This window comes from Microbacterium sp. Kw_RZR3 (assembly GCF_029222405.1).
Taxonomy (GTDB): Bacteria; Actinomycetota; Actinomycetes; order Actinomycetales; family Microbacteriaceae; genus Microbacterium.
The window spans coordinates 1-13,240 of sequence record NZ_JARHXC010000179.1; the positions used below are offsets into that span (position 1 = coordinate 1).

General features: G+C 70.6%; 13 protein-coding genes. 6 read left to right on the forward strand and 7 right to left on the reverse strand.

Annotation, left to right across the window (positions count from 1 at the left end; genetic code table 11):
* The 4 genes from P2P98_RS09290 to P2P98_RS09305 all read right to left on the reverse strand — a co-directional run.
* Positions 1 to 1,151: type II toxin-antitoxin system HipA family toxin (locus P2P98_RS09290; protein ID WP_275799381.1), on the reverse strand; the 1,151-nt coding region annotated here is incomplete at its 3' end.
* The gene (locus tag P2P98_RS09295; protein ID WP_275799382.1) at positions 1,144 to 1,446 is read right to left on the reverse strand and encodes a helix-turn-helix domain-containing protein; all 303 of its coding nucleotides are present in this window, start codon (positions 1,444 to 1,446) and stop codon (positions 1,144 to 1,146) included. The genes P2P98_RS09290 and P2P98_RS09295, both read right to left, overlap by 8 nt.
* 268 nt (positions 1,447 to 1,714) lie before the next feature.
* Positions 1,715 to 2,065 (reverse strand): hypothetical protein, encoded by a 351-nt coding sequence (locus P2P98_RS09300; protein ID WP_275799383.1) that lies wholly within the window; start codon positions 2,063 to 2,065, stop codon positions 1,715 to 1,717.
* An 87-nt stretch (positions 2,066 to 2,152) separates the two neighbouring features.
* Positions 2,153 to 2,539 (reverse strand): hypothetical protein, encoded by a 387-nt coding sequence (locus P2P98_RS09305; protein ID WP_275799384.1) that lies wholly within the window; start codon positions 2,537 to 2,539, stop codon positions 2,153 to 2,155.
* 142 nt (positions 2,540 to 2,681) lie between these two features.
* Here P2P98_RS09305 and P2P98_RS09310 point away from each other — a divergent pair, with 142 nt between their 5' ends.
* Positions 2,682 to 3,113, forward strand: coding sequence for a MarR family transcriptional regulator (locus tag P2P98_RS09310; RefSeq protein ID WP_275799385.1), 432 nt, complete (start codon positions 2,682 to 2,684; stop codon positions 3,111 to 3,113).
* Here P2P98_RS09310 and aztA read toward each other — a convergent pair.
* Positions 3,085 to 3,735, reverse strand: a complete 651-nt coding sequence (gene aztA, locus P2P98_RS09315; RefSeq protein WP_275799386.1) for a zinc ABC transporter ATP-binding protein AztA — start codon at positions 3,733 to 3,735, stop codon at positions 3,085 to 3,087. The two genes, P2P98_RS09310 and aztA, sit on opposite strands and share 29 nt — an antisense overlap.
* Before the next feature lie 55 nt (positions 3,736 to 3,790).
* Between aztA and aztB the strand changes: the two genes are divergently transcribed.
* Genes aztB through aztD form a run of 4 tightly spaced genes read left to right on the forward strand, consistent with a single transcriptional unit; the run spans position 3,791 to position 8,018 of the window.
* The gene (gene aztB, locus P2P98_RS09320; RefSeq protein ID WP_275799387.1) at positions 3,791 to 4,645 is read left to right on the forward strand and encodes a zinc ABC transporter permease AztB; all 855 of its coding nucleotides are present in this window, start codon (positions 3,791 to 3,793) and stop codon (positions 4,643 to 4,645) included.
* A gap of 14 nt (positions 4,646 to 4,659) precedes the next feature.
* Positions 4,660 to 5,868 carry an ABC transporter gene (locus P2P98_RS09325; RefSeq protein WP_275799388.1) on the forward strand — a complete coding sequence of 403 codons (1,209 nt, stop codon included), beginning with the start codon at positions 4,660 to 4,662 and terminating at the stop codon, positions 5,866 to 5,868.
* Between the two features lies 1 nt (position 5,869).
* The gene (gene aztC / locus P2P98_RS09330) at positions 5,870 to 6,769 is read left to right on the forward strand and encodes a zinc ABC transporter substrate-binding protein AztC (RefSeq protein WP_275799389.1); all 900 of its coding nucleotides are present in this window, start codon (positions 5,870 to 5,872) and stop codon (positions 6,767 to 6,769) included.
* Between the two features lie 37 nt (positions 6,770 to 6,806).
* Positions 6,807 to 8,018, forward strand: a complete 1,212-nt coding sequence (gene aztD, locus P2P98_RS09335; RefSeq protein ID WP_275799390.1) for a zinc metallochaperone AztD — start codon at positions 6,807 to 6,809, stop codon at positions 8,016 to 8,018.
* A gap of 3 nt (positions 8,019 to 8,021) precedes the next feature.
* Here the strand turns inward: aztD and P2P98_RS09340 are convergent, their stop codons facing one another.
* Complete coding sequence (locus tag P2P98_RS09340; RefSeq protein ID WP_275799391.1) at positions 8,022 to 8,909, reverse strand: LysR family transcriptional regulator; 888 nt, start codon at positions 8,907 to 8,909, stop codon at positions 8,022 to 8,024.
* A 99-nt stretch (positions 8,910 to 9,008) separates the two neighbouring features.
* Between P2P98_RS09340 and P2P98_RS09345 the strand changes: the two genes are divergently transcribed.
* Positions 9,009 to 12,461, forward strand: a complete 3,453-nt coding sequence (locus P2P98_RS09345) for a bifunctional proline dehydrogenase/L-glutamate gamma-semialdehyde dehydrogenase (protein ID WP_275799392.1) — start codon at positions 9,009 to 9,011, stop codon at positions 12,459 to 12,461.
* Between the two features lie 64 nt (positions 12,462 to 12,525).
* On the opposite strand, the gene P2P98_RS09350 is transcribed toward P2P98_RS09345, so the two are convergent.
* Positions 12,526 to 13,200 (reverse strand): pyridoxamine 5'-phosphate oxidase family protein, encoded by a 675-nt coding sequence (locus P2P98_RS09350; protein WP_275799393.1) that lies wholly within the window; start codon positions 13,198 to 13,200, stop codon positions 12,526 to 12,528.
* Positions 13,201 to 13,240 lie beyond the last annotated feature (40 nt).

Genomic DNA, 13,240 nt, shown 5'->3' on the forward strand with positions numbered 1-13,240 from the left:
CTTTCCATCACCGCGATGCTGTGCTGGTCTGCGCCGTGCGCCGAGGCGCGCTGAGGTGCCTTCTCGAGGGCGGTGCGCGTGGCATCCAGGAACTCCGTGACCTGCACCTGCTTGACGCCGAAGAGCGACAGGGTGTCGTCAGCCGTCCAGGCTGCAAGGTCGGGTGCCACGTTGCCGAACAGGGCGAGTTCGTGCGCGTCTCCGTCGGCGAGCGGTGTGGGATTCACGTCGAAGGCGGGAGAGAGCTGCCAGTCGCGACCCCGGCGGAGGAAGCCGTGATTCCGGAGATGATCATCGCGGTTTCCCACGAGTTGGCCGAACACGCCACGGCGCCACAGCTCGACGGTGTCTCCGCCGTTCACACGGGTGAAGTCAGCCAGGTCGAGCCAGTCCCCGCCGTCGCCGTCGCGGGCCTCCAGGGCGGAGAGCGCGGAGAAGTAGGGGATGCGCGCGTGGGCGACGGTACGGTCGAAGCGCTTCAGAAAGAGCACCGTCCTCCGCTCGCCGCCGACGGTGAGGGTTTTCGTCTCATGATCGGGAACGTCGATGCCCGCCGCCGACATCGCGTCGAGCATGGTGGCTTCCCACGCCATGACGTTCCATTCGTCGCCATGGGGTTTCGGGAACTTCACCAGCCACAGGTCGCTTCCGCGGCGTACGCCGGCCTTGGGGCGCGCGCCTCCCAGGGATCCGGTGGCCCGGAACAGTCGACGCAGCGCGACTTCAGCGATGTCGCGATCTCCGCGTTGGATGGCATCGGCCGCCGCGAGGATCTCGCGCAGTTCGGCTTCGACGGGGACGCCGTCGCCGTCGGAGACGGCCTGGCCGTCGACCCAGAATCGCGTGGCGCCCTGGCGGGAGAAGTCGTTCACCCCGAGCAGCAGGGTGATGTCGTCGAGGGTGCGCCCTCCCGAGGCCCGGGTCATCACCTTCCTGCCCCACGTATCGGGGGCCGAGTCGCTGAAGGGATTCGGCGTCATGGACTGCGCGCCGCCCGCGAGCGGCAGAGCGGGGACCAGGGGGAACGCTTTCGGATGAGCGAGATAGCTGTCGTCGTAGCGGAATGACCCCGTCGCGCGGGTCCGATAGATCGTGCCGGCAGGGATGTCTTCGCCGTCGATGACGGTGGTGACGCCTACCTGATCAGCCACGATCGGCCCGTACCCGTGTGGGAAGCTTCTCGCCCGCCAGGAGCCTGCCGCGGTCGGTCCGGTACGGATCGGCAGCGTCGATGACGGCATCCATCATCCCCAGGACCCGCAGGACCCGCAGTGTCTTCTCGAGGGTCGCTCCTTCCCCCTTTTCGAGCCGGACGATCAGCGGCTGGCTCACGCCCGAGCGTTCCGCGACCATCGCCTGCGTGAGACCCATGAGCTTTCGTTGGGTCGAGATGTGCTGTCCCAACGCGCGCAGCGCGCGCTTCACGGGGGGAGGGGTGACGACCACGCCTCAATTTAACACAACGAAATTGTTACCAAAAGTAGTTTACGTACACTAATTCGGTTTCTTAGCGCGTGTCGAGGTCCCGCCGTATCAGCGCCGGCCTCGCCCCTGGCTGTCGCGGTGACCCCCTCTTCACGCTCCGAGCGCCGCACCGCGTCCGTGGCATCCCCGCGTCCGCTCAGACACGTCAGGGCCATCGCATCCGGCCGGCGGTTGCGATCGCGGCCAGGGTCCCGAGCGGGCTCAGCCGGGTGGGCTCAGCCGGGCGGGCTCAGCGCGCCTGTTCGAGGAGGATGCGGGACTTCGACTCGAGGAAGCACAGGAGCGAGCCGAGCACGGTCACCTCGTGTCCGAGGTTGACGAGGTCGGCCGCGCCGAGCTCGATCATCGACTCGCGCGGCTCCATCGTGACCTTCCAGGTGCCCTCGCCGCCCGTGACCGGCTGCAGGTAGCTGATGGTGTTGGCACGGCTGAGGTCGACGACGATCAGTCCGGCGTCGGTGTCTTGGTCGTCGTCCTGCTCGAGGACGCGGATCTCGCTGCCGGTCAGATAGCCGCGCGCGAGGAACTCCGCGAGCCACTGGTCGAGCGTCTCTTTGTCGAGCAGTTTTCGGACCGGCACGCGCGTCTCCTTCCCCGGGGGAGAACGAGAAGACCCGTTCCCACCGCCATTATGGCGGCCGGAACGGGTCGGGCGTGCGGAGTGCTACTAGGCGGCGCGGACGGGACGCGTCGAGGGGCGCGACGGCGAACTCGAGACGGAGGTTCGCGACGACACGCGGACGGCCTCCTCGGTGGCCTCCCATGTGCGTACGTCGATGTTGAGCCCGGTGGCGGAGTTGGACTGGTCGGCGAGGGCACGCAGGTACTCGCCGCTGAGCTGCTCGGGCTCGGGGGAGTCGAAGACGAAACGCAGGGGAATCGACGGCTGGAGCCAGATCGTCGAGCGCCCGGTCTCATCGTCGGCACCTGACCACGTCAGCGTGAACGATTCTCCGCGTCGCAGCTTGGTGGCCGTGATGACCTTGATGTATCCGAGCAGGCGGTCCGGCAGGGTGACGGGCGACGTGTCGGATCCGTAGTAGAGCTTTGCCATGGCGATCTCCTTGTCTGGGTCGTTGGGCGGGGCTAACTGCTAATCTAGCAGGTAATTCACGAATTTAAATAAATACATGAAATGTTCATCGATCTGGCTATGCTCGAAGAGAGGCCAGCCGGGGCCGCGGGGGAGATCGACCATGCCAGATGCGTCATCCGTCCTCATCGAGGCCCTCGGCGAGTATGTCGAGGCGGGAAGAGATGCCCTGGTCGTCGCGCGAAAGTCGCTGGGTGTCAGCGAGTTGGAGGCGCGCGCGATCCGCAGCATCGGTGCTCATCCCGGCATCCGTCCCTCCCTGCTCCGAGAGCACCTCGACGTCACCTCGGCCGGCGTGACGACACTCGTGGATCGGCTGGTCGGACGCGGCGTGCTGCGCCGCGAGCTCGACGCCGAGGATCGTCGCGTGAACCACATCTTCCTCGAGGTCGATCTGGATGCCGAGCCGTGGTCGGCTCTCGGGCGCTTCGAGGCCGACGTGCACGCCGCCATCCGCGCGGAGTCCTCGGAGATGTTCCACGGCTTCGCGGATCTGCTCCGCCGCGTCACCGCGCGGGCGCAGGTGCGGATCTGACGCGACCCGCCTCGAGGCGCACGATGTGCGTCGCGCAGGCGATGAGCGCCTCGTCGTGGCTCACGCAGACGACGGATGTGCCGCGTCGCGTCTCCTCCGCGATCGCCGCGCGGATCAGGCTGCCACTGCGGGTGTCCAGTCCGGTGGTCGGCTCGTCGAGGAGCAGGAGATCCGCGCCGCTCGCCAGCCCCTGCGCGAGGAGCGCGCGCTGTCGTTGACCGCCCGACAGGGACGCGAAGGGATGCCGAGCGAGGGGCGTGATGTCGAGTCGCGCCATCGCGGCGTCGACGGCCTCGCGCTTCGCGGCTGACGCGCGGGGCCGAGGGGCGGGGCGTCCCCACGTGCCCACCGCGACCATCTCGCGGACCGTGAGGGGGAGGCGGTCGGAGACCGCGGCGCGTTGCGGGACGAAGGCGCGCGTGCTCCCGTGCACGTCGACCTCGCCTGCGGTCGGTCGTCTCGCGCCGGCGAGCACCTCGAGGAGGGTCGACTTCCCCGCGCCGTTGGGGCCGACGATCGCGGTGAGGGCTCCCGCGGCGATGTCGAGATCGACGTCGTCGACGGCGCGAACGCCGGAGAACTCGACGCGGATGCCGCGAAGCGACGCGGAATGGGGGGACATGGCATCCATCCTATGAGTTTGAGAATCGTTCTCACTAACGCTACGGTCGTGCCTCGTGTCTCTCCTCACCGATCCGTTCTCGTACGAGTTCGTGCAGCGCGCGTTCTGGGGCGGCTCGCTCGTCGCGATCCTGTGCGGCATCGCCGGGACCTGGGTCATCGTGCGCGGCATGGCCTTCCTCGGCGAGGCTCTCGCGCACGGGATGCTCCCCGGTGTCGCCCTCGCGACCGTGCTGGGGGTGCCCGTGCTCTTCGGCGCCGCCGCGAGCGCGGTGGTGATGAGCCTCGGCATCGGGGCGCTGCAGCGCCGCGGACGCCTGTCGTACGACACGAGCATCGGCCTGCTGTTCGTCGGCATGCTCGCGCTCGGCGTGATCGTCATCTCACACGCCGGGAGCTTCGCGACGGATGCCACGGCCATCCTCTTCGGCGACATCCTGGCCGTGGGGGTCGATGACCTCGTCGTGCTCGCGGTCGCCGTCGCGCTCGGGGTGGTGACCGCAGTGGTCGCGCACCGAAGCCTCGTCGCGCTCGCCGTCGACGAGCGGGTCGCGCGCGTGCTCGGTCTGCGTCCCCGGCTCGCGCAGACCGCGCTCGTCGGGCTCGTCACGCTCGCCGTCGTGGCCTCCTATCAGGCGGTGGGCTCGCTCCTGGTCGTCGGTCTGCTCGTCGCCCCCGCGGTCGCGGCTCGCCCGTGGACTCACCGCATCCCCACCACGATGGCGCTCGCCGCGGTTATCGGAGTCGTCGCGGTCTTCGTGGGACTCGTGGTCTCGTGGCACGCCGCCACCGCGGCCGGCGCGACCATCGCCGCCACCGCCATCGCCGCCGCCGGGGTCTCCGGCGCGCTGCGCTCCGTCCTCTCGCCGCTCCGGCGCCGGGTCGTCTCGGCCGTTCCTATTCCCGTCTGACCTAGAAAGCCCCCATGCTCCACCGCTCTTCCCCCCGTCTGTTCCTTCCCACCGCCCTCCTGCTCGTCGCGCTCACCGGGTGCGCGGCCCCGACGGCCCCCGCGTCCGAGCCCTCGCGCGACACCCACGGCGACATCGACGGCGCAGCGGAGCTCGCCGAGCCCGCGCTCGGCCTCACCTCGATCGACGGGGACGGGCGCGTGTCGCACCTCGATCTGCTCGACGAGACGACGGCCGATCTCGGCACCGTCCGCGCTCCCGTCGCGACGCACTCCGACGGGCGCTATCTCTTCTCGGCCGACGACGCCGGGGTCTCGATCGTCGACAGCGGCGTCTGGACCTGGGATCACGTCGACCACTTCCACTACTACCGCGCCGAGGCGCGGATCCTCGGCGATGTCGCGGGGGAGGGCGTCGCCACCGTCGCCACCTCGAACTCGTCAACGACCGGCGGAACGGGTCTGTTCTTCCCCGCGTCGGGAGAGGCCGTGCTCCTCGACACCGAAGCGTTGTCGAAGGGCGAGATCGCCGAGAGGTTCCGGTTGGCCGTCGAGCCCGGCCCCGGACTGGTCGTGCCCGCCGGGTCGTTCGCCGCGGTGGCCGCGGGCGACGAGGTCACGCTGCACGCCGCGGATGGCGCGGCGATGGGCGACCCGGTCGCCTGCGTCGATCCGGCAGGCACGATCACGACCCGCGTGGGGGCGGTGATCGGATGCCGGGACGGCGCTCTTCTCGTGACGGTCGAAGACGAGCAGCCCGTCGTCGAGCGCATCCCCTATCCCGCGGGAACGACCGCCCCGCGCGCGACCGCATTCGCCAACCGCGAGGGTCGACCCACGGTCGCCGGCGTCGCTGGCGGCGTGGGCGTGTGGCTGCTGGACACCCGCGAGCGCACCTGGACGCTGCTGCCGACGGCCGAGTCGGTCATCGAGGCGGTCGCGGTCGACGACAACGACGCGAACGTGCTCCTGCTCACGGCCGACGGCAGCGTGCGGGTGCTGGACGGGGAGACGGGCGCGGAGCGCGCGGCATCCGTCCCGCTCGTCGCAGCGAGTCTCGCCGCGGGGCTCCCGGTGAACCTGGTCGCCGACCAGCAGCGCGCCTACCTTAACGGCCCGGCCGAGAACCTTTTGTGGGAGATCGACTTCGCCGACGGGGCGCGCGTCGCCCGGGAGTTCGCCCCCGAGCGCTCTCCGCTGTTCTACGACGAGACGGGACGCTGACATGAAGAAGCTTCTCGCCGCCGCCCTGACCGGCGCGCTGCTCCTGCTGACCGGGTGTGCAGGGAGCGCGGGATCCGATCGTCCGCTCGTGGTCGTGACGACGAACATCCTCGGCGACGTCGTCTCGCACCTCGTCGGCGACGATGTCGAGGTCATGACGCTCATGCGTCCCGGCGCCGACCCGCACTCGTTCGAAATCTCGGCAGCGGAGGCGGCGCGCATGCGCTCGGCCGACCTCCTCGTGGCCAACGGCCTGGGGCTCGAGGAAGGGCTGCAGCAGCACCTCGACGCCGCGGCGGCCGAGGGGGTGCGTACCTTCGTCGCGGGCGACGCCGTATCGGTGTTGCCGTACACCTCGACCGACGCCGGCGGCGCCGACGATCCTCACTTCTGGACCGACCCGGCGCGCATGATCGCGGTCGTCGACGCGCTCACCCCGGTGCTCGCCGACTTCGGGGGCGCCGCCGTCGCCAACCAGGCCGCCGCGTACCGCGCCGACCTCGAGGACCTGGATGCCGAGATGACCGCCGCGTTCGCCGCGATCCCGGCCGAGCGGCGCGCTCTCGTCACCAACCACCATGTGTTCGGCTACCTCGCCGACCGCTTCGGCTTCCGCGTGGTGGGGGCGGCGATCCCCGGCGGCACCACCCTGGCTGCTCCGAGTGCGAGCGACCTCGCCGATCTCGTCGCGGCGGTCGACGACGCCGGTGTTCCCACGATCTTCGCCGAGTCGTCGTCTCCCGACCGGCTCGTGCGCGCCCTCGCCGTGGAGGCGGACCGCGACGTCGAGGTGATCGAGCTGTACACCGAGTCGCTGACCGACGCCGACGGGGGCGCCCCCGACTACCTGACCATGATGCGCGTCAACACGGAGCGCATCGCCCGCGGTCTGTCGCCCTGAGCGGCTGCCGCCCCTCCCAGAAAGAAAGAGAAATCACATGCGCAGTTCCTCCTTCCGCGCGGGTCCCCTCCGCCGCGCGGGCCTGATCGCTCTCGCGGTCGGCGCGACCGTCGGACTCACGGCGTGCGCCGGTGGCGCCGGCTCCGCCGCGCCCGCGTCGAGTGCCCCGGCGGACACCGGGACCCGCGTCGCCCTGTCGTACCCCGGCGGCATCGTCGTGCTCGACGGCGAGAGCCTCGAGACCCTCGCCGACGTCACCTCCGAAGAGTTCACGCGCCTGAACTCCGCGGGCGACGGCCGCCACGTCATGGTCACCACGAGCGAGGGCTTCCAGGTCCTGGATGCCGGGACCTCGGCCACCGAGCCCGAGCTCACCGACCTCGTCTTCCCGGCATCCAAGCCCGGACACGTCGTGACGCACGGCGGTAAGACGGTGCTCTACGCCGACGGCACGAGCGACTCCACGATCTTCGACACCGATGCCCTCCTGGCATCCACGGATGCGCTTCCCGCGTCCGAGACGATCCCCGGCGTCGAGGCGCACCACGGCGTGTCGATCGTGCTCGAGGACGGCTCGTTCGTCACGACCGTCGGCAACGCGAACGGTCGCACGGGCATCGTCGTGAAGGACCCGTCGGGTGCCACCGTGGCCGAGAACGCCACCTGTCCCGGCGTGCACGGCGAGGGAACCACCGAGGGAGAGGTCGTCGTCTTCGGCTGCGAGAACGGCGCGCTGATCTACGCCGACGGCGAGATCACCAAGGTCGACGCTCCGGACCAGCCCTACGGCCGCATGGGCAACATCTTCGTCACCGACACCAGCCCCCTCGTGCTCGGCGACTACAAGGACGACCGGGATGCCGAGGGCTACCTCCTGCACCGCGTCGCGGTGATCGACACCGAGGCCAAGACCCAGAAGGTCGTCGACATGCCGGAGGGTGCCGAGTACACGTTCCGCGACCTCGCGCGCGGCCCCGGAGACCTCGGCTACATCCTCGCCTCGGACGGCGCGATCCACGTCTTCGATCTCGAGAAGGGCGCGTTCACCGACGCGTTCCCCGTCATCGACGCGTGGGAGGGCCCCGTCGAGTGGCAGGACGCCCACCCCGCCATCAAGGTCTCGGGCGACATCGCCTACGTGACCGAGCCGGCGAAGAACGCCGTGCACGCGGTCGATCTCACCTCGGGCGAGGTCGTGAAGAGCGCGACGCTCGACGTCACCCCCAACGAGATCGCGCTGACCCGCTGATCCTCACCGACCGCCCCGGTCGTACGCCACCTGCAGTGCCGCGCGCACCGCGCGTACGCCGGGGCGGTCGGCCGTTCCGCGCCGGACGGCCGTGAACACCTCGCGGCGCGGCTCGCCCGGCAGATCGACCAGCCGCACCGCCGGGGCGTCGCCGGCGAAGACGAGGTCGGGGATCATGCCGACGGCGTGACCGGATGCCACGAGCCGCACGTGCGCCGTCAGGTCGGCCATCTCGAACCGCACGTCGGGCTCGAACCCGGCGGCTCGGCACTGCTGGGTCGCCCACTGCCGGGCGGCGGTCCCTACGGGTTCCATCACCCAGGCGCGGTCGCGCAGGTCGTCGAGCCGCCGCGCGGGATCGTTTCGGGAGACGGCCAGGCGGATGGCATCCCGCCCCAGCAGGCTCCGCTCGATGCCGTCGCGGTGCTCGCGCGTGTGGCCGGGGTACTGCTCGGCGACAGCGAGGTCGAAGCCGCGAGCGGCCACCTCGAACAGGCCCTCCTCGGGAGCGAGCTCGGCGACTTCGATGCGCATCCCCGGCTCGCTCTCGGCGAGGGCGTCGAGGGTGCGAGGGAGCAGGCCGTGGGCGGCGGACTGCATGACCGCGACGCGCACGGGCGCGAGGGACGGGCGAAGGCGTTCGAGCTCGGCCCGAGCGGCTTCGTCGGCGGCGAGCATGCGCGCGGCATGGGCGGCGAGGGCCGCGCCCTGCGCGGTGAGGCGGAGGCGGCGGCCGTCGGGCTCGAGCAGCGGGACGCCGGCCTCCTTCTCGAGGAGCGAGAGCTGCTGCGAGATCGTCGAGGGGCTGTAGGAGAGGGCCTCGGCGACGGCGGCGAGGGTTCCGCGGATCGACAGTTCGTGCAGCAGGCGGAGACGGCGCAGATCGAACATGGCATCCCTTCGCTTTCATCGAAGATAACCCCTCACTATTGATCGCTTTTCCCGATGAGATGCGGGCTGCACACTGAGGGCATCCGAGGAAGGATCGCCATGTCGCTCACCGACCAGCACGCCCCCGCCACTCCCGCCGAGCTCGTGTCTCCGCACGAGCTCGCCGACGAGGCGATCGCCCTCGTGCGCCGCTGGCTCGCCGAGAGTCGCGACGAGCCCGTCGACGTCTCGGCCGAGCGTCTCGCCGGCGTGCTGCGCGATCCGCACGGCCTCGACTTCACCGTCGGTTTCGTCGACGGTGTCGTGCGCCCCGAGGACGTGCGGGTCGCCGCGCGCAACCTCGCCGCGCTGACCCCGCTCATCCCGGGGTTCCTCCCGCTGCACCTGAAGGCCGCGATCCGCCTCGGCGCGTTCACCGCGCCGATCCTCCCGCGAGTCGTCGTGCCCGCCGCACGCCTCGCGCTGCGTTCCATGGTGCGTCACCTCATCGTCGACGCGAGCGATCACAAGCTCGGCGCGGCCATCACCGCGATCCGCGGCCGAGGAGACGGCATCCGTCTCAATGTGAACCTCCTCGGTGAGGCGATCCTCGGCAAGGAGGAGGCAGCGCGCCGGCTCGCCGGCACCCGCAAGCTCCTCGCGCGCGACGACGTCGACTACGTCTCGATCAAGGTCTCGTCGACCGTCGCCCCCCACACGCCGTGGGCGTTCGACGCCGCCGTCGCCGATGCCGTGTCGGCTCTGCGCCCGCTGTACCGCGTGGCGAAGCAGACCGGCACCTTCCTCAACCTCGACATGGAGGAGTTCAAAGACCTCGACCTCACCCTCGCGGTGTTCGAGACCCTGCTCGGCGAGCCGGAGTTCCACGGTGTCGAGGCCGGAATCGTGCTGCAGGCCTATCTGCCCGACGCCCTCGCCGCGATGATCCGCCTGCAGGAGTGGACCGCCGCGCGGGTGGCATCCGGGGGTGCGCCTATCAAGGTGCGCGTCGTGAAGGGCGCGAACCTGCCCATGGAGCGGGTGGATGCCGACGTGCATGACTGGCCGCTCGCGACCTGGCCGTCGAAGCAGGCGACCGACGCTTCTTATAAGGCGGTGCTCGACTACGCGCTGCGGCCGGAGCACGCGAAGAACGTGCGGATCGGCATCGCGGGACACAATCTGTTCGACGTCGCCCTGGCCTGGCTGCTCGCGGAGCGGCGGGGCGTCACGGCCGGCATCGAGGTCGAAATGCTCCTGGGCATGGCCACCGCGCAGCAGGCCGTCGTGCGCCGCACCGTCGGGTCGATCCTGCTCTACACGCCGGTGGTGCACCCGCAGGAGTTCGACGTCGCGATCGCGTACCTCATCCGACGGCTCGAGGAAGGGGCGTCGAGCGAGAACTTCATGTCGGCGGTGTTCGACCTCGACACCCACGAGGCGCTGTTCGCCCGCGAGCGCGATCGCTTCCTCGCATCCCTCGCCGATATGCCTTCCGGCGTTCCCGCCTCGAACCGGGTGCAGGATCGCACCGCGCCCGCTGCTCCCGCGCCGACCCGGGGCTTCCGCAACACCCCCGACTCGGACCCGGCGATCGAGGCGAACCGGCGGTGGGCCGCCGGGATAGTGACGCGGATGCAGGGCTCTTCGCTGGGCATCGACACGATCGCGGCCCACACCGTCACCGACGAAGCGGCTCTGAACACATTGATTCAGGATGCCGCGGACGCCGCCGCCGCGTGGCACGCGCTCGGGGCCGACGGGCGCGCCGAGATCCTGCACCGGGCCGGCGATGCCCTCGAGGCGCGTCGCGCCGACCTCATCGAGGTCATGGGCGCCGAGTGCGGCAAGGTCATCGAGCAGAGCGACCCCGAGGTGTCGGAGGCGATCGACTTCGCTCACTATTACGCCGAGCAGGCGCGGGGTCTCGCCTCGGTCGATGGAGCGCGGTTCACCCCCGTCGGGGTGACCGTGGTGACTCCACCGTGGAACTTCCCGGTGGCCATCCCGGCCGGCTCGACGCTCGCCGCCCTCGCTGCGGGCTCCGCCGTCGTCATCAAGCCCGCCGCCCTCGCCGAGCGTTCCGGAGCGGTGATGGTCGAGGCGCTGTGGGAGGCCGGCGTTCCTCGCGACGTGTTGAAGCTCGTGCAGGTGTCGGAGAACGACCTCGGCCGACAGCTGCTGACGCACCCCGCGGTGGAACGCGTCGTGCTGACGGGTGCCTATGAGACGGCCGAGCTGTTCCGCTCGTTCCGTCCCGACCTTCCTCTGCTGGCCGAGACGAGCGGAAAGAACGCCGTGATCGTCACCCCCAGTGCCGACCTCGACCTCGCCGCGAAGGACATCGCGATGTCGGCGTTCGGGCATGCCGGACAGAAGTGCTCCGCGGCATCCCTCGTCGTCCTCGTCGGCTCCGTCGCCCGCTCGCGCCGCTTCCGCGACCAGCTCGTCGACGCGGTGACCTCGCTCGAGGTCGGGATGCCGTGGGACGAGGCCTCGCGCGTCGGCCCCCTCATCGAGCCCGCGCAGGGGAAGCTGCTCTCGGCGCTGACCACTCTGGAGCCCGGCCAACGTTGGGTCGTCGAGCCGCGCCGCCTGGACGACGAGGGTCGTCTGTGGCGTCCCGGCATCCGCGGGGGCGTGCAGCCCGGTAGCGCCTTCCACCGGACGGAGTACTTCGGTCCCGTGCTCGGGATCATGACCGCCGAGACGCTGGACGAGGCGATCGACATCGTCAACGAGATCGAGTACGGCCTCACCTCGGGCCTGCACGCGCTCGACTCCGCCGAGATCGACACGTGGCTCGCGCGCATCGAAGCGGGCAACGTCTACGTCAACCGCGGCACCACGGGAGCGATCGTGCAGCGCCAGCCCTTCGGCGGCTGGAAGAAATCGGCGGTGGGCGCGGGAACCAAGGCCGGCGGCCCGCACTACCTGTTCGGGTTCGGATCGTGGACGGATGCCGAGAGCGAGGCCGTTGCGGGTCCGGACGCGCTCGCCGCTCCGGCGCTCGCCGCCGTGCCCGCCGCGGACCGTGCGTGGCTGGCATCCGCTCTCGCGAGCGATGCCTCCGCCTGGGCCTCGGAGTTCTCGCTCGCGCGCGATGTGACGGGGCTCGAGTCGGAGCAGAACGTGCTGCGGTACGCGGCGGTGCCTGTGACCGTGCGGGTGGAGGAGGCGTCGGAGACGACGCTGGTGCGGGTCGTCGCCGCGGGGGTTCGGGCCGGTTCCCCGGTCGTCGTGAGCTCCGCGCGAGAACTGTCTCCCGCGGTGCGTGCGTGGCTCGAGGGAGTGAGCGTCGGCTTCGCCGTCGAGGACGCCGCAGAGTGGGGCCGTCGCGCCGCACGTCTCGCGCGTTCGGGTGGCCGCGTGCGCCTGCTGGGTGGGTCGATCGCCGCGGTCGCGGAGGTCACCGGGGGATCGCCCTCGGTGACCGTCTACGCCGGCGACGTCACGCGCGCCGGGCAGGTCGAGCTGCTGCCCTTCCTGCGGGAGCAGGCCGTGTCGATCACCGCGCACCGCTTCGGAACGCCGCGGCGGTACGCGGTGCCGCCGCTGGTGTCCGCCGGCTGAGTTCGCTAGCGTCCTCGGGTATTGCCGCGGGGCGTGTGCCGTCGGGCGTGTGCCGTCACGTGGCTCAAGCCGTGCCCGAGGCCGTCACCCGCTCGGCCGCACGTCGAACCGAGGCCGGAACGGGCGTCCCCTGCCGCGTCTGAGGCGACGTGACGGGGTCGCCCACGCTCATCCGCAGCGGTAGCGTGCCGGCCCACACCGAGCGGTCCTCACCGTCGTCGTCCTCCTCGACCATCGAACCGGCATTGTCCTTGACGCTGGCCACGGCGAGCGGGATACGCAGCACCATGGTCGCGGCCAGTTCTCGTCCCGTCATCGGTCGCACCTCGAGGCCGCGCCCCGGCATGAGGTGCTCCGAGAGCGTCAGGAGCGCCGCCTCTTTCTCGTCGGCGGGGACCACGGATGCCACCCCGTGCACCACCGCGCACCGGTATCGCATCGAGCTGTCGAAGAGGGAGCGCGCGTACTTCAGGCCCAGGAGGTGCGTCACCGTCACGCACACCGGCGCGCCGGCGGCGATGCGACGGAAGAAGTCGCTTCCCGTCGAGCCGTGGATGAGGAGGTCGTCCCCGTCGCGGCCGATGCCGATCGGAAGCGCCACGGGGCGACCGTCGCGCACGATCGCCAGGGTGGCGTAGAGGGCACCGTCGATCACGTCGTACAGGGCCGCACGATCGGTGACCTGGTAGTGGGATTCGCGCCGGACGCGGGTTTGGGCGGTGAGAGGGAGGTCGGTCATTCTCCGAGTTCACTCGATCGACTGGTCTAGTACGTAGACC